Origin of the sequence: Wolbachia endosymbiont of Drosophila tsacasi (assembly GCF_028982115.1) — a bacterium.
Taxonomy (GTDB): Bacteria; Pseudomonadota; Alphaproteobacteria; order Rickettsiales; family Anaplasmataceae; genus Wolbachia; species Wolbachia pipientis_B.
In genome coordinates this window covers 66070-85514 of record NZ_JAPQLJ010000052.1, presented here as the reverse complement: position 1 = coordinate 85514, position 19445 = coordinate 66070, and the positions used below count along the sequence as shown (strand labels likewise).

15 protein-coding genes, 1 tRNA gene and 4 pseudogenes are annotated in these 19445 nt (G+C 36.0%); 7 read left to right on the top strand and 13 right to left on the bottom strand.

Translation table 11 applies throughout. The features are described 5' to 3' along the window. On the top strand, positions 1 to 865 hold an 865-nt coding region (locus tag OZD70_RS05230), incomplete at its 5' end, for an Rpn family recombination-promoting nuclease/putative transposase (protein ID WP_275020090.1). A gap of 10 nt (positions 866 to 875) precedes the next feature. On the opposite strand, the gene OZD70_RS05225 is transcribed toward OZD70_RS05230, so the two are convergent. Continuing rightward, positions 876 to 2474, bottom strand: coding sequence for an ABC transporter permease (locus OZD70_RS05225; RefSeq protein WP_275021332.1), 1599 nt, complete (start codon positions 2472 to 2474; stop codon positions 876 to 878). Between the two features lie 268 nt (positions 2475 to 2742). On the opposite strand from OZD70_RS05225, the gene trhO reads away from it, so the two are divergent. Continuing rightward, a complete protein-coding gene (gene trhO / locus OZD70_RS05220) occupies positions 2743 to 3570 on the top strand; it encodes an oxygen-dependent tRNA uridine(34) hydroxylase TrhO (RefSeq protein WP_275021331.1) in 828 nt (275 codons plus the stop codon). Between the two features lie 76 nt (positions 3571 to 3646). On the opposite strand, the pseudogene terL (OZD70_RS05215) reads toward trhO, so the two are convergent. The 5 genes and pseudogenes from terL (OZD70_RS05215) to OZD70_RS06140 form a co-directional block, all read right to left on the bottom strand. After that, positions 3647 to 4120, bottom strand: a pseudogene (gene terL, locus OZD70_RS05215) (phage terminase large subunit); the annotation flags it as partial. Positions 4121 to 4732: 612 nt separating this feature from the next. Next, the gene (locus OZD70_RS05210; protein WP_275021327.1) at positions 4733 to 5308 is read right to left on the bottom strand and encodes a hypothetical protein; all 576 of its coding nucleotides are present in this window, start codon (positions 5306 to 5308) and stop codon (positions 4733 to 4735) included. A gap of 18 nt (positions 5309 to 5326) precedes the next feature. Continuing rightward, a tRNA-Gln gene (locus OZD70_RS05205) sits at positions 5327 to 5401 on the bottom strand. Further along, positions 5392 to 5697: pseudogene (gene cutA, locus OZD70_RS05200) on the bottom strand (divalent-cation tolerance protein CutA); the annotation flags it as partial. The pseudogene cutA and the gene OZD70_RS05205, both read right to left, overlap by 10 nt. Positions 5698 to 6195: 498 nt before the next feature. Continuing rightward, a pseudogene (locus tag OZD70_RS06140) lies at positions 6196 to 7701 on the bottom strand (actin-bundling T4SS effector WalE1 family protein). A 155-nt stretch (positions 7702 to 7856) separates the two neighbouring features. Between OZD70_RS06140 and OZD70_RS05185 the strand changes: the two are divergent. The 5 genes and pseudogenes from OZD70_RS05185 to terL (OZD70_RS05165) all read left to right on the top strand — a co-directional run bounded on the left by OZD70_RS05185 (position 7857) and on the right by terL (OZD70_RS05165) (position 13207). Beyond that, the gene (locus tag OZD70_RS05185; protein ID WP_275021321.1) at positions 7857 to 8072 is read left to right on the top strand and encodes a hypothetical protein; all 216 of its coding nucleotides are present in this window, start codon (positions 7857 to 7859) and stop codon (positions 8070 to 8072) included. A gap of 74 nt (positions 8073 to 8146) precedes the next feature. Next, complete coding sequence (hflK, locus tag OZD70_RS05180) at positions 8147 to 9181, top strand: FtsH protease activity modulator HflK (RefSeq protein WP_275021319.1); 1035 nt, start codon at positions 8147 to 8149, stop codon at positions 9179 to 9181. A gap of 2 nt (positions 9182 to 9183) precedes the next feature. Then, positions 9184 to 10056: a protease modulator HflC gene (gene hflC / locus OZD70_RS05175; protein WP_010962867.1), complete on the top strand. Its 873-nt coding sequence runs from the start codon at positions 9184 to 9186 to the stop codon at positions 10054 to 10056. Positions 10057 to 10059: 3 nt separating this feature from the next. Further along, a complete protein-coding gene (locus tag OZD70_RS05170) occupies positions 10060 to 11544 on the top strand; it encodes a DegQ family serine endoprotease (RefSeq protein WP_275021317.1) in 1485 nt (494 codons plus the stop codon). 119 nt (positions 11545 to 11663) lie between these two features. After that, positions 11664 to 13207: pseudogene (terL, locus tag OZD70_RS05165) on the top strand (phage terminase large subunit). 11 nt (positions 13208 to 13218) lie between these two features. Here terL (OZD70_RS05165) and OZD70_RS05160 read toward each other — a convergent pair. The 7 genes from OZD70_RS05160 to OZD70_RS05130 form a co-directional block, all read right to left on the bottom strand. Next, complete coding sequence (locus OZD70_RS05160; RefSeq protein ID WP_275021315.1) at positions 13219 to 13968, bottom strand: hypothetical protein; 750 nt, start codon at positions 13966 to 13968, stop codon at positions 13219 to 13221. Between the two features lie 83 nt (positions 13969 to 14051). After that, the gene (locus OZD70_RS05155) at positions 14052 to 15449 is read right to left on the bottom strand and encodes a hypothetical protein (protein ID WP_275021313.1); all 1398 of its coding nucleotides are present in this window, start codon (positions 15447 to 15449) and stop codon (positions 14052 to 14054) included. A gap of 30 nt (positions 15450 to 15479) precedes the next feature. Next, complete coding sequence (locus tag OZD70_RS05150; RefSeq protein ID WP_275021312.1) at positions 15480 to 15677, bottom strand: hypothetical protein; 198 nt, start codon at positions 15675 to 15677, stop codon at positions 15480 to 15482. Between the two features lie 122 nt (positions 15678 to 15799). After that, the gene (locus tag OZD70_RS05145) at positions 15800 to 15994 is read right to left on the bottom strand and encodes a hypothetical protein (RefSeq protein ID WP_275021311.1); all 195 of its coding nucleotides are present in this window, start codon (positions 15992 to 15994) and stop codon (positions 15800 to 15802) included. A gap of 287 nt (positions 15995 to 16281) precedes the next feature. Next, the gene (locus OZD70_RS05140; RefSeq protein ID WP_275021310.1) at positions 16282 to 17715 is read right to left on the bottom strand and encodes a hypothetical protein; all 1434 of its coding nucleotides are present in this window, start codon (positions 17713 to 17715) and stop codon (positions 16282 to 16284) included. Between the two features lie 378 nt (positions 17716 to 18093). Further along, entirely contained in the window at positions 18094 to 18585 is a 492-nt protein-coding gene (locus OZD70_RS05135) for a hypothetical protein (protein WP_275021309.1), read from the bottom strand. Between the two features lie 89 nt (positions 18586 to 18674). Beyond that, a complete protein-coding gene (locus OZD70_RS05130) occupies positions 18675 to 19442 on the bottom strand; it encodes a hypothetical protein (protein WP_275021308.1) in 768 nt (255 codons plus the stop codon). Between the last annotated feature and the right edge of the window lie 3 nt (positions 19443 to 19445).

Here is a 19445-nt window from a genome sequence, read left to right as displayed (position 1 = left end):
TTTCAAAAAAATCTTTGGAACGGAAAAAAATAAGAATATCCTGATCCACTTTTTGAACGATATTTTAGGGTTTACTGAGATAAATGCAATACAAGAAGTTGAGTTTCTTAGCACTATTATGGATCCCGAAGTTGCCTCTGATAAACAAAGTATTGTTGATGTTCTCTGCAAGGATTCTCACGGAAATAGATATATAGCAGAAATGCAGCTCGCTAGAGACAAGGGCTTCGAAAAACGCGCTCAATTATATGCCGCTAAAGCCTACTCAAGACAATTAGATAAATCTGGCAACTACATTGATTTAAAGAAAGTCTTCTTTATTGCTATATCAAATTGTAACTTACTTCCTGAAGAAATTGATTATATCTCTACTCATAATATACGTGATATAAAAACTAACGGCCATTACTTAAAAGATTTTCAATTTATCTTTATAGAATTACCAAAATTTTCAAAAAGCAAAGTAGAGCAGTTAGAAAGTATAGTAGAAAGGTGGTGTTTCTTTTTTAAATACGCAGAAGAAACAACAGAAGAGGACTTAAAAGAGATAGCAGAAAAAGCGCCAATAATAAAGCTAGCATATGATGAATTAGACAAGTTTCGTTGGGACGAAAAAGATTTAGTAGCTTACGAAGAAAGAATAATGGATCTATGCAAAGAAGAAGCCATTCTTGAATACAGACTTGATCTTGCTGAAGAGAAAGGTATACAAAAAGGTATAGAGAAAGGAAAAATTGAAGGGAAAATTGAAGGGAAAATTGAAGTTGCAAAAGCGATGCTGGCTAATAATGTTGATATTGACACTATTGTCAAGTTTACTGGCCTTTCTATTAGTGAGATTGAAGAATTAAGTGGAAATCTGTGAACGGTTACGTTTATTTTTTATCCTTATCATCAAGTGTAAATAAGGTTATTGTAGAGATTAAGCCTATTATAACTATTATCAACGAAAATGGGGCAGCTTCTCTATAGCGCTCATCGCTTACAAGTTCATATATTCTAGTTGATATAGTTTCAAAATTAAATGGTCTTATAATGAGTGTTGCTGTGAGTTCCTTGATAGTATCCATAAATACGAGCAAAAATCCCGATAATATACTTTTCTTGATGAGAGGGATATGAACATTCAAACATGTGGAAATAGTTCCATGACCCATGGTATATGCAGTCCACTCAATTTCATTTGGTATTTTTTTGAGCCCTGATTCTACCGCCTTGAAAGATATAGCAAAAAAACGAAATAAATATGAGTAAACTAATGCGCCAATAGTTCCTACCAAGCTAATTTCCACAATATATTGAGTAATGAAAGAAGATATTCTGCTTAAAAATATTATTAGACTAATTGCAATAATTGCATTTGGAATTGCGTAGCCTAAAGAAATGAGACGTGCTACATTATTGATCACCTTATTTTTACGTGCCGTATATCCAATCATTATTGCAATGCTAATTGAGATTAATGCTGTGATAAATGATAAGCCAACACTATTTGCTATTATATTATAGAACCTTGCTTCATATATGAAAAACCCCTTCTCTATGCTCCAATATATGAGTGGAATCATTGGCAAAATAAAACCTATCAATATTGGTAATGCACACATAACATAAGTGCAAATTAACGGTATAGCACCACTTACACTCCATTTGTTGTGATAATCTGCATTAGTGTTGATTGAAGAGTAAGATATTCCTTTTTTTTGTAGTTTCTTTTCGAGAGCTATTAGTGTTGCAACGAAAATCAATTCTGCAACTGCTAAAACAGTAGTTGAATACTTATCATGCAGTAAAAACCAGGTGCGATATATTCCTGTCGTAAAAGTATCGATAGCAAGAAACTGTGGTGTGCCGAAATCCGTAATTACCTCCATTAGTACCAAGGACAACCCAGCTATAATTGATGGACGTATGGAAGGTATGATGACAGAAAACAGGCTCTTCAATGAGGAAAACCCAAGTGTTGATGCAATAGTGACTGAGTTACTAACATTCTTTAAACTTGAGCGGACTAACATATAAACGTATGGATACAAACTAAATCCCATTACTAATATTCCACCACCTAGGGATTTTATTTCAGGAAACCAATAGTCACCTTTGCTCCACTCTAAAATGTCTCTTAATGAGCTCTGCACCGGACCTGAAAATTCTAGTGTATTTACATAGACGAACGCTACTATATATCCAGGGATCGATATCGGAAAGAACAAAGCAATCTCAAAAATTTTACTTCCAGGAAATGAAAAAAATGTGGTGAGCCATGCTGGAATCACTCCAAATATGAAGGATATCCCCCCCACTCCTATCATCAAAATTAGCGTACTCAGTATATATTCAGGGAAAAGTGTACTGATTACCCATCCAGAATTTGCTGATTCTGTAAATAGAATCGATATTAACGATAATACAGGACAGACGAATAATATACTTACTAAAAATAAGAATATATTTTTAAATACTCTCAAAAACATTAATTTGGATCTATATTTGGTATTAAAATGTTATATGTAAAAACTGAAGATATCCAGTAATTATAGCTAACCCAAGAAAGGTTTCCCTACGTCATACCGCGATTCATTCGCGGTATCTCAGCATAGATTCCGCTAACGAGTAGCGGAATGACGAATTTGTTGTTTTTCAAATTGTAGGTAAACCCAAGCCACTTTAGCTATAACAGCCGTACTATTGAATATCTTTATAATTTTGTATATCATGTTTTTAGTTGATAAGTGAATAATCATGAGCTTCGTCATTGCAACTTTCTATCACTTTGTAGAACTCTCTAATTATTATGACATGAAAAACGAAATAAAAACCGCATGCGATAACATTGAATTAAAGGGTACTATACTCCTTGCAGAAGAGGGTATTAATGCAACCGTATCTGGTGAAAGAAACACGATTGATAAAATATTCGATTTTCTATGCTCTGATTATAGGCTAAGGGACCTTACATGGAAAGAGAGTGCAGCAGAATATCAACCTTTTAGCAAGATGAAGGTAAAATTAAAAAGAGAGATTGTGAATCTTGGTGTAGGCAATCTTGATATTTCCCTTAAGGGTAAATATGTTGATCCAGAGCATTGGGATGATTTTACTTCTCAACCTGACGTTTTAGTAATAGATACACGAAATGAGTATGAAGTGAAATTAGGCAAGTTTAAAAATGCAATCAATCCACATACTCAGCATTTTCGAGATTTTCCTGAGTGGGCAAAGTCTTTCTCTGAGAGTAAAGACCTGAAAGTAGCTATGTACTGTACTGGTGGGATTAGATGTGAAAAATCAACAGCGTACATGAAAAATCTTGGATTTAACGATGTGTACCATCTGAAAGGTGGCATTCTTTCTTACCTTGAAAAAACTTATAATAAAAATGGTAATTGGGAAGGTGAGTGTTTTGTTTTTGATGATAGAATTACTGTTGATAACTCACTTACTCCAAGCAACACAATAAAATGTATATTCTGCTCAAATCAAGTTTCAACGGACAAGCTGAAGTCAGTTCCACGTGGCCAAGTGGTTTGTTCTGATTGTAAACTTCAGTGTTATAGCTATAATAAGTAAGAATTCCCTTTATTTGACCTTTATAATCCCAGCGCGTGATGCTGGGATTGGTTTCCCTTACTTCACCATAACTACCTCAAACAGAATCGGGGGTCAAATCCCTGATTCTGAAGGCGTTGGTGTTAGTCTTTCTCACCCACTGCAGATATTGCACGGTACTATCCACTTGGTCGTCGTGGCGGATTTCTGGAAACATTAAAATCTCATACTCAAAATTGCTGAACCATACTGCTTGGTGCGACAGAAAAACTTTACCAGACCCTATAATCGGAACAATCCGGTAGAATCGAGTGAGTTTGTCATCATGTGGTACTATTTCGATAATGGGTAAATCACTGTTTGCTTTTAGCTCTTGCACCAATTGCTGACCACTTGTTTTTGCTTCGATTAAAATTGCGTGTGGTGTCCATCTTGCTGCTAAAGACAAAACTTGCTCTTTAAGCTTTGGATACTCAAGCTTTGCGCGATATACATCAAGTAAATAGAATTTATTATCCGCTTTTGCCCAGGTGGTACAAACGCTAAAGCCCATAAGTGTTGAAAGTGCAATCACACAAGGTGATTAATGGTATGTAAATCTCCTCTTGATATCAACCTTCATTGTTGGGAAAGCAGATAAACCACGTCGAAAATTCGCTTAAACCTTCTAACCACAGGCAAAAAGACGCTTTTTTAATTTACCATTGAAATTTATGCCGTTAACCACCTTATATAATGCCACTTATAGCACTTTCAACACTTATGCGCCGCGGCGGTATGACGGTTCGCGGTGATATAGTAACTTGTCATTCCGCTACTTGTTAACGGGATCTGCTGTGGCAACATAAACTCAAATCATTTCAAATTTCAATCCAAAGAGGTATCATTATGTCAAACAACTTCAATTTTAAAGAATTTTTTAACCACTATGAAACAAATAGTACGTCAGATGATATACAAAGGTATTATTTGCTGTGAAAATCAGTAATAGCGCAGGCAATGACTGATGCAGCAAGTCACTGCAAAAAAACAGAAAGCTTGGTAGAAAAACGTAAGGCGATTTCTTGGTTGTCAGACTTTAGTCAAGATTTTGTGCACACATGTATATTGGCTAACTGTGATCCGGTATACGTAAAAAACAAAATACAGCCAATTTTAAAAAGCCTTACTAGATAAAGCCTTTTTAATGAGGGTTACTCCTTTTACCGAAAAAAATATCATGCAATCTCCTATCTATAGTTTCCTCTATATCTTTGATTAATAGTTCCTTTATCATGTTTACTTTCCGCTTTGCATCTTGAGCGTGATGCTCACTGTTATTGCTGTAATTCTTCTTATCACTATAACTACTGCCACTTGGTTTACTACTGTTACTGGATTCATTACCCTTTTTTCTTCTTGTTATTATGAACTTGAGTATCTGCACTATCTTTTCCTTTAAAAAAGACTTCCAACCTGTGCTAAGGAACAACTTATAGAGAAAATGCGGAGTAAGGAATGCTACTAATATTCGAATAGAAATTCCGTAACCGAGGTCTTCCCTATTTTCATAATACCACTTGCAATATTGAAATAAATGGTAAAACGCATTTTTGAAAAAGCCAAATTCTACAGCATACCAAAAACCATTGCTGAGAAACATGAGCATAATGCTGGATGTGTAAAGATACATTATGAAGAGAAACAGTTTCACAATTATATCTTTTAGACTACCTAATATATAATTCAATAATCTTAATTTATAGAAAAGTGATATCATTTCACACCCACTTCAATATGGCTGGGGTGGAAGGATTCGAACCTTCGCGTGGCGGTATCAAAAACCGCTGCCTTACCACTTGGCTACACCCCAATACTACTTACATCAATAACACTATTAGCCCAATTAGTAAAAGATTTATTTGCTTTTTCTATCAGCATCACAGCAATAGCTGGCTGATCATAAGAATGCATTGCTTCGATTTTTTCTACAATTTTATCAACTTGATCATTCCTGCTCTTCATAATTGCCACTACTTCACAACTATTACTAATTTTACCTTCCCATAAATACAGAGAATTCACTTCGGGAAATATATTTACACATACAATTAATTTCTCGTTTAACAATTCTTCAGAAATAGTTTTAGCCTCATTTAAAGTTGAAAACTAAATTATTCATTAGAATCTACATAAATGCATTGCTACTATATTCCACTCAGGTTTATTCATCAAGAGAAAATAGATGAGATTTTTCTGTTATTCCAGCACTCTCTTCTGTCATTCCAGTGCTTCCTTCCCCTGTCATTCCAGCGCGTAAAACTGGGATCTATAGCTAACCCAAGAAAGGTTTTCCTACGTCATACCGCGATTTATTCGCGGTATCTCTAGATCCCGCTAACAAGCAGCGGGATGACGAATTTTTGTTTTTCAAATTATCGGTAAATCTAAGTCACTTTAGCTATAGGATTTTTCTATAGTTTAAAAACAAAAAAAGGATGTTACTCGTTGAATAACATCCTTTGGAGAAAGTGAGTGGTTTTGTTTATCCTACTGTTTTCACCTGCGTAGATTCTGGCTTAACTTCATCTACTTTCGTAGAAGGCAGTTGTGATACTGCAAGATCTAGTTCTTTCATAGCCTCATCAAGCCCTCTGTTCAATTCTTCTATCGAAAGACTTTGTCCTCTTGGTGTAGAAGACCAGAACCCATTCCACTATCAGTAGAAGGGCTTCTAGGTACCTTTGGTGAAGCAAATGGAGTAAGCTTAGGAGTTAAGCTACTAGATGAACTGCTTCTACGGACTGTCGCAAATTCCTGAGAACCTGAACTAGAGACAGCATCAGTACTCACAGTTCCTATAGAATTTGGTGAATTGCTTCTTGGTGGCTTTGGTGGAGCAACGTAAAAAGTGCTTTCCCCTACTTGTCTAGACAACCTGCCTGGTTCAGAAAGAACTTGATATTTAACGTTAGTAGTTTCTTCTGGTGCTTTCTTACCCCCAAGCCATGATGGCATTTTTTCTCTAAATGAAGAAGGTGCTTTTACTTCTTTATGCTTCGCAGGATTTAACAATTCCGCTTCACTGCTAACAGTACTTTCAGTTCTTACAGAGTCAAGTGAACTGCTTCTTAGCAAGCTGTTAGATTGTTCAGAGTTGTTTCTCCCCAGTAAAGAGAATGATGGTAATGAAAAAGATCTGCTAGGTCTAGCACTACCTTCTTCAAACATGTTATTACGCATTTTAAGTGATCCTTTGAGAATATGATCTTCTTTACATTTCACAATAACTTCCTTAATTTCATCGTAATGTTCAGAGAAAATGCTGTCTCTAAAGTACTTGCTTTTGTCTAACATTCTTTTTGTGATTAAGTCATGCAAACTACTTGCATCTAAGTTATCAACAAACCTCTTCTGTTCTTTCCATCTATCTACCTCCTGATTTGGTAAGTAATCTCTAAAATCAAGGTAGGTCTCTCCTGCTATTTTTGATGATATTCCAGAAAGTATGCTTTTTATTAACGTAGAATTATCTTCTCCGTTAGCAAAAATTGCCCTAAAATCCTCTTTTATTCCTTGAACTTTCTTCTTTTATCGTGAATCAGGAATAAGCTTATTATCTATCCTGTCTGAGTAATTTTCATTACCAGCCGCACGATATAACTTATCCGCTGTTGCAGTCAATACATTACTCACCTTTTCCTTTGCTCTTTTATTTACAAGATGAGTGCCTCTCTTCAGTGAATCTACTGAATGTTCATAACCTTCTTTTACTGAGTCCTTAGCATACACAGCACCATCTTTAATTTTTCCTCCAATATGCTTCGCCCCATCAACTGTTTTTTCCACAGCAGATTTGAAGCCTCTTCCCATTTCTGCCCTGTATTTATATGCAGTTACACTAAGTGCCGCAAGTGCTGCAGTTGCAAGTATTCCACCTATTATACTGCCGACGATTATCGGGGCAGCTGCAATAGCAAAACCAGCTCCCACTGCTGCTAACGTACCTATAAACAAACCAAGGATTACTCTGTTTGTTATTTCTAATGACTTTATCCTTTTCTCCAATGATTGCATATGCTTCAATAAATCTTCTGAAGAAAGTGTAGTATTATTTTGTTGAAGTTGTTGTATTTCAACAATATTTGAATTTGTTTCGTTATTAGATAACATTTTAAACCTCACTATTAATTAAATATATTATATTGTACATCCTAGATTCTTAAGTTAGTGTTAATTTGGCTGTTAATGTTCATTTGTCTTTGAATAATTCTGCTTGACGTGTTTTTTGATAGTGTGGAAAATTAGGTCAAGAAGCCGGAGTATTTATGAGGTGCATAAAAAGGGCACTCATCTTTTTGGCTGTTATAACTTTAATAATAATAGCTTTACTATTTAGGTATAATTCCCATTTTCACGAAGACGTAGTGCACTTAAAGAGTGACAACAAAGAATTCAAAAAAAAGCCAGAAAATTCTATAGAGTCGACCATACTACATAGAGAAAAGGAAGTGTATGATAATGTCCTTCGTTCCGATAATTAATTTGTAAATAAAATAGTTTTGCATTTTTTTATAAGATAAGTAATATTAGCGTATTAATTATAGAATCAACCATTATGTTTGATGATAATAATCCTTGGAATTTGGGGAAGAAACCAGTAGGAAGCAAAACTCCCAATAATGAAGATATTTTAAGTAAAGCTACGTCTGATATAAGGTGTTTTTTTACTGGCTTAACCAGGAATAGGGACAAAAAACCTTATTTTATCATTTTCATTATTTTGCTACTCTATGCTTGCACTGGCTTTTATATTGTCCATCCTAGTGAGGAAAGTATAGAACTTACCTTTGGTAAATATTCTAATACAGAAACACCTGGTTTGCGTTATCACTTCCCCTACCCTATTGGCAAGGTTTTTAAAGTGAATGTTAAGGAAGTAAATCGTGAAGAAATTGGGGTAAGTAATTCTTATGGGCGAGATACAGATCGCGGTGAAGGTGTGATGCTAACTGGAGATGAAAATATAGTCAACGTTAACTTCGAGGTTCAGTGGCGCGTTAGAGATGCTAAGGACTATTTATTCAAAGTGCGGGATTACAAACCAGGTTTCAGTGTTAAAAATGCTGCTGAAAGTGCCATGAGAGAAATAATAGGTAAAAACACGATCTCTTTTGCACTTGGTCAAGGCAGACCAGAAATTTCTAGAGATACTAGAATTCTATTGCAGCAGATTCTTGATGGATACCAAATGGGCATAGAGATTTTATCTGTTCAAATGAAAAAAATTGATCCACCAGAAAAAGTAATCAGTTCGTTTAGAGATGTACAAAGTGCTCGTGCAGACAAAGAGCGTACTATAAACGAAGCATATGCTTATAATAACGATATTATACCTCGAGCAAAGGGTGAAGCGATAAAGATAAAATTAGATGCAGAGGCATATGAGAATGAAGTAATAAATGAAGCAAAAGGTAATGCAAATCGCTTTTTATCTCTTTATGAGGAATATAGACAGAATCCTTCTCTCGTTAAGAATCGTATTTATCTTGAAACTATGGAAAATATTTTCAGTAAGGTAGACAAAGTTGTTGTAACTGATGATCTGAAAGGTATGTTTTCTTATTTACCTCTTACAAATTTAGGGAAATAACCATGAGTAGTAATATTAAAATTGTTTTTGTTTCTGTATTTGTTGTTTTATTGATTGTTTTATTTAATTCAATATTTGTTGTGCAAGAAACAAAGCAAGCGATAGTTATACAACTCGGTAAAGTTGTAAGAGATGTTAGGGAAAGTGGCTTATATTTTAAGTTACCATTCATAAATAGTGTAGAGTTTCTTGATAAAAGAGTTTTAGATTTAAGTCCTGATAAGATCCCAAGGGAAGTGATAACAGCGGATCAAAAACGTATTATAGTAGATGCGTATGCAAAATATAAAATAACAAATCCTGTTACTTTTTACCAGGCTGTGAGAAATGAATCAGGGCTGGTTAGAAGATTGTATCCGGTTATAGAAGCACACATAAGAGAAAATATAGGCAGATTTTCGTTGATTAGTTTGTTGAACGAAAAAAGATCAGAGGTTATGCAATTGATTCAGCGTGGAGTTTATTCTGAAGCTGAAAAATTTGGCATAGAAATAATAGACGTAAGAATTAAGAGAGCAGATTTACCAGAAGAAAATAGTTCTGCAATATTTCGCCGTATGCAAACTGAAAGGGAAAAAGAAGCAAAAGAAATTAGAGCAGAAGGAGAGCAAGCTGGGCAGGAAGTTAGATCAAAAGCTGATAAATTAAAAAGGGAAATTATCTCCAGTGCAGTAAAAGAATCATATGAAATAAGGGGCCGTGGTTATGCTGAAGCAACTAGAATTTATAATGAGGCATTTAAGGTTGATGAAGAGTTTTTTAACTTTTATCGCTCCATGAGCGCTTACAGTAAATCATTTGCCGAAAATAATACTAAATTTGTACTTTCACCAAACAATAACTTTTTAGATATTTTAAATAAAGGATGGAAATAATTTATGAAAAGTAAGGCATTTATTTTATCTATATTTGCATATTTTCTAATTGCATTTTCTTCATACGCTAATATGTTTGATTGGAATGCAAAAAAGGCCGTTGATGCTAGCATTACTACATGTAACTGTAATCAAGGACTTGCCGATTTAGTGGAAGAACTCATTCCTGCGGTTGTAAATATTTCAAGCGAACAAATAATCAAACAAGAAAGTAACAATAGAACTAAAATCCCTTTTATGCCAAGAAATAATTTCTTTGATGATTTTAGAGAATTTTTTGAGCATTTTGATCAGTTTTTTATGGATAGGGGCCCTAGTGTTAACAGAGAGGTGGTGTTGCTTGGTTCTGGGTTTATTATAGATAAAGGTGGAACTATAGTAACCAATTATCACGTTATTAAAAACGCCCAAGATATCACAGTTACTATGAACGATAATACTTATTTCAAAGCAGAAGTTTTAGGCTATGATGCAAGAACTGATCTTGCTGTGCTTAAGGTTCATTCTAATAAAGATCTTCCTTTTGTTGCATTTGGCAATTCTGATACAGCAAGGGTTGGCGATACAGTTATTGCAATAGGTAACCCATTTGGTTTGGGTGGTTCTGTAAGCACAGGAATTATATCTGCAAGGTCCAGAGACATTAGTATCGGCACTATGAATGAATTTATTCAAACCGACGCTGCAATTAATAGAGGCAACTCTGGAGGGCCATTATTTGATTTAAATGGAAAAGTTATAGGCATTAACACCGCTATCTATTCCCCATCTGAGTCTGGCGGTAACGTGGGTATAGGCTTTGCTATACCATCTAATTTAGCTATGTCAATTATTGACACATTAAAAAGTGGCAAAAAAATAAAACATGGTTGGCTTGGTGTGCAAGTTCAGCCTATAACGAAAGAATTTGCTGAGTCTTTGGGTTTAAAAGATACAAAAGGTGCACTGGTTGCAAGTATAGTAAAGGATAGCCCTGCAGAAAAAGGTGGAATTAAGGTGGGTGACATATTATTAGAATTTGATGATAAAAAAATTGATAGAATGACACAACTGCCTCAAATGGTTTCAAGAACTGAACCTGAAAAAAAAGTACAAATTAAGTTACTTAGAAAGGGCAAAGAGGTCAATATTAAGGTTGTGATTGAAGAATCTGCAAATGATGGTCAAGGTAATAATCAAGAAGAAAATAAATCAACATCCGATTACATAACTGGTTTAACTGTTTCAAACCTGCCAAAAGAATCAAAAGAAAGTAATCTTACAAAAGGTGTGATAGTTACTAATGTAGATAGTAACAGTAATGCCACGCTGCGTGGTATTAAAAAAGGAGACATTATTATCCAATTAGATGGAACCGATATAGAAAATACTAATGATTTTCAAAAACAAGTTGATTCAGCAGTAAAGAAAAACGGTAAAGATTCAATAATGTTGCTCATTTACCGCAATGGAAATCAATTCTTTACTTCAATAAAGCTAAAGAAATAGCACTTTTCGTAGGTTATTTACTAAATTAGCAGCATTGTAAGCCTGCCATTGTAACACCTCAATCTTATAAGACAAATCAAAACTATTAAAGTCTACATTCCATTCACTAAAATACACATATGGATAATATAAATTTTCTAAAATTCATTGAACTGTGCTTTCAAACGGTGGTGCCGGGATGTGAGTATAATGATTATCGGTACATAAAAGTCATAGCAGACAGGCTGGAAGCAGCGAGCATTGTTGAAGTGAGACGAATAGTATTCAATATGCCTCCACGTTCAATGAAGTCCATATGTGTGAGTGTTGCGTGGCCCGCATGGATACTGGGAAATCAGCCAACCGCGAGAATAATAGTTGCAAGTTACTCTCGGCTGCTCAGCAAAAAGCACTCGCTTGATACCAGGTGCATAATGCAATCTGATTGGTATAAAGAGCTGTTTCCAGAGGTAAAATTATCCAAAGACCAGAACACTAAATATAAATTCCAAACAGTGCAGAGAGGATTTAGAATCGCAACATCAGTTGGAGGAACGTTAACCGGTGAAGGTGGAGATTTTATTATTGTGGACGATCCGCTTAACCCTGCCCAAGCTTTGAGTGAAACGTTTAGAAAGCGTGCCACAAACTGGTTCGATCAGACTTTGGTGACAAGGCTCAACGATAGAAAAAAAGGAGTAATTGTGCTTGTTATGCACAGGCTGCACCTGGAAGACTTAACTGGGCACCTCTTATCCAAGCCAAAAAACATATGGCATCACATTTGTTTGCCAATGATTTCTGAAAATAAGGAGGTTATTTATTCAATTAATAACCATACTGGTGTCATTCCAATCCCCCCTCCTGTCATCCCAGTGCCCAGACACTTGGATCCAGAAAATTCAACCGCAAAAGACTGGATTCCAGCATCAAGTGCTGGAATGACACTACCTGCAAGAGTATTATACTCAAGAGAAGAAGGTCAGTTGCTATATCCCCTGGAGGGAGGAAGAGAAGAAGTTGAGATGATAAAAGTTGAACTCGGGAGTTACGCTTTTGCTGCTCAATATCAACAAAACCCCTTGCCGCTTTCAAGTGGTATAATAAAACAAGAGTGGCTAAAGCGCTATAAAATTTCCCTGATAATCCCTCACATGTAACTCAAAGCTGGGACACTGCAGTTTCAACAAACGATTCCAGCGACTTTAGCGTCTGCACTACCTGGGCAAAAATAGATAATAAATTCTATCTACTTGATGTATATCGAGCAAAGCTTGAGTATCCAAAGCTTAAAGAGCAAGTTCTGTCACTAGCTGCAAGATGGGCACCACATGCAATTTTGATTGAAGCAAAAACGAGTGGTCAGCAATCAACACAAGAGCTAAAGGCAAATAGCAATCTACCCATTATTGAAATTGTGCCACACAATGACAAACTCACTCGATTTTATCAAATTGTTCCAATTATAGAGTCTGGCAGGGTTTTTCTGCCGCATCAAGCAGTATGGCTCAGCGATTTCGAATATGAAATTTTAATGTTCCCAGAAGCCCGTTATGATGATCAGGTGGACAGTATGGTACAATATTTACAATGGATGAGAAAAATTAACACCAGCGCCTTTAGGGTCAGAGACTTTGGCCCCAACCCTAACAAAACACTTAGGTGGCTGAGAGCAGTGGATTAGGTACAAACCGCTTATACAAAAACTTCTTTTTCTTCTTGCAAGTGTTTCTTGATATCAGGAGAATCTACCCTAGAATTTATAAGAGATTTATCATTAAACTCTTCAATAAGCGACGGTGACTGTCCCCGCTCAAGCGACTTCCCTAAACCACTATCTGCAGAAGCTTGAGAACTACGTTCCCCAGGTAATTGTGCTTTTACAGAAGATTTTTTTATCTCCCATTCCTTCAGTAATTCCTCCCTCTGATCAGGATCAAGAGATTCTTGCAACTTTGTAGGATATACAGAAGTCAATGCTCGTATTTTTGGTTTATTGGAAAATCCACCATCCTCTAATTCAGTAGCCCCTGGCTTGTTTTTGGTACATGCTTCAGTAACAGGAGAAGTCTCTTTTGAGGGTGGATAACTTTTTGCTTTTCTTTCTGAGGCAGATCGCTCAGAAAGAGATGGTTTTTTAGTTACATGATGCACAAGATCACTTTTACTTGAACACATCGCATCACGCTCTACACTACGTCGCTTAAAAGGTGAGAACTTTGCTAGTATCAGCTTTATTTCTTCATAGGACAAACCACCCCTATGTTTCTTCGGAGATTTAATCTCTTGTGAATTTGCTTCAGAACACTCACCACTAACTTGCTGTTTTTCATGTTCCACATTGTTCACATCTTCAACACCTGATGATGACACATACCAAGTACTCTTCCCTGTTCGCATACTTTCATCAGCACCTTTCGATGATGAAGGTTCACTAGAACTCACCTGTAGCAATTCATTTCCGGACGTGCTTTGTGATGAGCAATGGCTAGAAGTACTAGCCCATGCTGGCATATTCGCAGCAGCACCTACATTATAGAGAACTTGCCTGGAAACCCCTCTAATGCTCCATCCTGGCTTTTTCCCGTAGGAGAACTCAATCGTGCCAATTGTGCCTTATCTAGATGTCCATTAGGCAACCTGCCATTTTGAAAATGTATGGAAGAATCCCATTCCATATCTGACAGTTCAGTCGATGGCTCTGGACCACCACTTGAAGCACCAGAATCCTTAGGTTTCGGAGGTGACTCACCAATACCACTATCTCTGCTTCTGCTTCTTTGTTTGGGTGGCGTTCTTAGTCCACTCGGTCCTGCATGTATAGGAGAATTGAATGGCGACTGTGCAGGCGACAATTCTCGAAAATGAAGCTCAGGGTCAATGAACAGTTCATGGTCTTTGTTGATTACAGAGCTTTCTATGATCTTAGTTATCACACAGTGAGAAATTTCTTTATTAGAAAAGTCTATGCCATATACCCCACTGCTTCCATTTACTAATAATTCTCCCTGAGTTTTACCATAAAGATCACAAAATACAGCACCATTAAATGCATAATTTAGTTTAAGAGCTTCTTCGTTTGTTAATAATCTAGCTCCTTCATTACCTTTTATATTAGGTATAAGAATTGAGGCTTCTTCTCTACCTAAAGGGGAAGCACATACAAAGCCATATATTGCCACTCCTGTCAATTGACCAATAGATTCTACTATCATATCTTTAAATAACTTCACTTTATGATTAGCATCACTGTCAACTCCAAGATACATACCTACAAGCCATGCAACACGCCGTGTTACACTATCAATAAAACGAGCGTCATCAAAAACGTTCTTGATATATACACTATTGGCTTCAATCTTCAGGGGCTTCTTAGGAACATTTTCATATCTTTCTCTCATCCTTGATAAAAACCCACGCTCAAATTGCTGACGTGATTCTTTAGTATCAAATTTAGAACAACACAAATATTTTCTCTTGTTAAATGGTACAGTTGTGCTGCTAATTTGCATATCTTCTAGAATATCCTTTTCAAGTGAAGAAGCTAAGTGAGACTTTAGATTAAAAATTACGCCATGATCTATAGGTGTTACAAACTTATACCCATTCTGTTCATCCCAAAACCAGTCTCTATCACTGATATTAAATGGGAAAGAATTAACATCAAAAATTAGCTTAGCTGTATCCAATATTTCTGCATCATTACTTTCTTCAATGCCATAGAATTCACGTATTATCTTCCTTTTTATACTGTTCAGATACCTTCTACACTGATACGTATTCATACTCTTCTCAAATGAGACTACGATATAGTCCTCCTTGCCCTCGCTTTGCAGCGTGAAATTGGTTTTAACTGTATTACGAGCATAATTATGTACATTAAAAGCGCTAATCAATGCCCTTACTGTTTCTCTTATATTAGGCATACTAACCTCCCCATTTTTAAATTACAACAACTACCCTTTACTTATAGAACTACCAGGATTGTTTTTCTGCTCAGACTGACGCCTCCTTTCTTCTACTCTTCTGGCTGCATTACTATGATCATCATACCTCATTCCTTTTCCTCCCTGCACTATACCACCACCTGGTGCTGTATTCTCACTTTTCCACTTTTTAGCATCAAAACCTTTTTTATCATTACCGCTATACATATTGCCTCCTAAGTAAGAATATTATGTAATTAATATACTAAAAATAAATTGTAGTGCAAACACTTTTTTTATATTCTTTAGCATAAATTTTATTCATTCTTTATTCATAAAACTTAAGTTTTCTAGATTCCGCTAACACGTAGCAGAATGACGAACTGTCGACATCTGTCTATATGCCCCTGGATTCCAGTGTTAAGCACTGGAATGACATGGTGAGGCGTCATCCAAGTAGCTGATGCTGGTTCTATCCAAGAGGGTGTCATCCCAGTGCCCAGACACTGGGATCCAGTATTCTTTATCGCATAAGTAACTAACACTGGTTTTTCACAATTTCATCAAAAACACTCCCTTTTAACATAAAACCCTACACTTATCAAACCCAATGTACATCCTGGATTCCAGTACTGGAATGACAAGTCATTGGCAACCCTAAGTTCCCTACGTCATACCGCCGCAGTATCTCAAGCATAGATTCCGCTAACACGTAGCGGAATGAGGAACTGTCGACACCTATCTATATGCCTCTGGATTCCAGTTTCACGCACTGAAATGACAAGAAAGGGACACTGGGATCCAGTGTTCTTTATCACATAAGTAGCTAACACTAACTTCTCGATGGTGTATTACCATTTCCTCTTGCTGCACGTTCATTCAATACATCAGTAACTTTTGATCTAGGATCTTCTTGAGCACCACCCACAGAACATTGCTTAGATTCATTCTCAGCACTATTCCAAGTACCCATGTTAGTAAAATCAAATCCACAATCAGCAACAGAACTTTTAATAGATTGCTTAGGAGCTCTTCTGTCAGAAGCAGATTCCTGAACAGATTTTTCTGGAGCACTTCCGTTAGGTTGCCCTGGGTTAGGAACAGGACTCTTAGCAGATTGGCTTGAAGCTTGATGGGTATTATTATTACCTTGCCCTGTCATTTTTCTCCAATCACTATTGCATCCATAAACCTTTTTTCTCTCCTGCCACGTCTCCGTTGCAGTCTTTGGAGCAGGTGGACACATAGCTACTTTCGGTCCCTCAGGCTTCGCTTTTTTCTCTTCTTCCACTTTTGGTTTTGTTTTTTTTATCTCGCGGATCTCCTCCTTTATAACCTCTTTAGGCATTAGTTCTTTCATAGGTTTTGGTAAAAGATCAAGTTCCGGTTTGCTCAGAACAACCGGCCTTACAAATCCGTATAAAACTTCAAAAAGGGAAACTGGCACTTTAGGTTTTTCTCTTTCATCTATCTTTATTTCTACTTCTTCATGAACTTCTTTAATTGCTTCTAATGATGTTTTTTCTGCTTTTTTATCTTCTGCTTTAGCTGTTTCTTCTTTAGATGCCTCTACTATAGCTGCTAGCTCAACTCCAAACATCTCTGCAAACATTGTAACAATCCATCCGGTAACGGCCATTTGTAACTTGAATTTTAGATCCGTCAATGCTTGTAGACGTTCGAGCACCCTTGCAAACTCTTCTACTGATAACTCACCACTGTTTAATTTTTCCCGCAATTCTTTTATCTCTTTGTCCAACTTCTTGTCCCAACTCAAATCTAAATTACTTTTGAAGATCTTCTTGATTAACTTCTTAAGCTTATCACACAAAACCTTAATTATCGCAGCAATCAGGTTTTTTTCTTTCTTTTCCTTGAGCATTTGGTAGATTTTCGGATCATCTACGTCTACTTCAAAGAAGTTGAAGAGAGATTCAAAGAAACTCCAGAAATCTCGCAGTGGTCTTTCACAATCGAAGTAACCCTCATTACCTCCTTTGGTATATAATTCTGCTTGAGATGGTATTTCATCGACACAACTAGAGGCCTGACGCTCACACTTGAGCCTTCTGAGCAAATCTTGTCTGTCAAGCTCCTCTACGGCTGCTTTCAGTTCATTTAACTTCTGCTCCGCAGAGAAATCTTGCTCCCTAATTTTTCCTTGAAAGATTGAGCTACCGCTTTCGTTATTATCTGAAAAAATTTCCATTGTTCTTGTCCCCTTAATAAAATTACTGTCTTTATTATTAACTGAAAAGCTTTCCATTATTTTTGCTCCCTTTATAAAACTTAATAATTTAATTGTACAGCACTAAATATTTAAGGAGTCTTAACGTAAAGATATCAATAAAATTATTTATATTTTTACACTATATATATTATATCATACGCTTTTTAACCTTTCAATAATATTTTTTTTATTCTTGCTGCTTTTTCAAGCTCTAGCATGCGCTCTCCTTCTTATTAATGTTCACTTTTGCCTCCACTACCACTTTTTCTTGTAAAGTATTTGTTTACTATACTCTCTGGCATAACATTGTACAACATATTGTATTCAGAGTGTATTGAACGAGCCTGAAAGGCTGATAAACGAGTATCAACAAAGACTGTCAGAAAGCAAAGATAAAGCTACGTTAGATATAACTTAGCCACATTTGCCTTTAGCTCTTGTGTTAATTTGCTGCGGACAAGCTTGCGTCAAATCAGAATATGGATCATCCTTAATAGTCTCGATTGACTCTGTAGGTACATTACCATTTTTCTTAAAACCTTTATCTTCTATAGCTTCCAGAACACTTTTTCCTCCCAAAAGACAGTTTTCCCCTAAACTTTTCTTCTCAGCTTTTAATTTGTTAAGCCTTGCTTCGCTCTCCTCATCGATCTTTACCTCTATTTTATTACCATCTTTCTTACTAGGACTTAGATAAATACTAATCTCTCCTACCTCAGTGGTAAAAGACATTTTAATGCTACCTTCTAAGATATCTGTATAATTTCTTTTTCCACCTTTTGTACCTTCAATTCTCACTATACTCTCCCCAATTTGAAGTATGCCGACTTTTAGATTTAACTTTTTAGCTTTTTCATTGTTTAAGATTTTCACAGGTTCAATAATACTATCTTGTGGATATTTCACATAAAAATATACATTATCTATTTCTGCTTTAAAGTCATACTCATGAGTTTGCTTACTTTTGTTTACAATACCTTCACATGCTATACTCTTTAGCTCTTCTTTCCTACCCTTATATTTCTTACCGAGATCATTTGAATAATCACAGTCATAATGTTTATTTGCAAGCTCGGTATCATCGTAGAAAAAATTTTTCTCATTCCTCCACCTTTTAACAACAAATTACTTATGATCTTTTTTATGATGATGCCTGAAGTTTTATATTTGTCAGCTTCACATTCGTTGCCATCACTTTCATCGATACAATCAGGTATATTAAGAATTCCAGTTGAAAAACGTGGATTCACACGATGATTAAGAACATCTTCTATTTCTTCAAGTATTAAATTTGTTACAGTTTCTTTATCGCCTTTTTCATTACCATTACTACAACTTGAATTTAATCTTAGTCCTTTCTCCAAGTACTCATTTACTATTTTCTCAATACTTTCTAGAATACTTTCTTCAAATTCTTGTTTGTTTTTTGTTGTTATACCTCTTATCTCCTCACAAAACTTATCAATTAGCTCCTGCTCATCTATAGTTAATGGTATTCCTAGCTTCGCTAATAGTGAGTCTTCTAGAAAAAGATAATCACTTGAACTACAGCTCGAATCCTCGTCTTTTCGGTCACAATCACTCGGTTCAGTAGAAATTGCTTTATTATCGTCACCGGAGCCATACCCTAGATCATCACGCAGTGCCTGATCATCATTGTGCTTGTTAGGGTAATTACTAGAGTTATTTGCCGGATTCTCTTTATTTTCACAAGAACCATCTGAATGATAGCCCTGATCCTTGTCTGGATCCGGACAATTCACAGC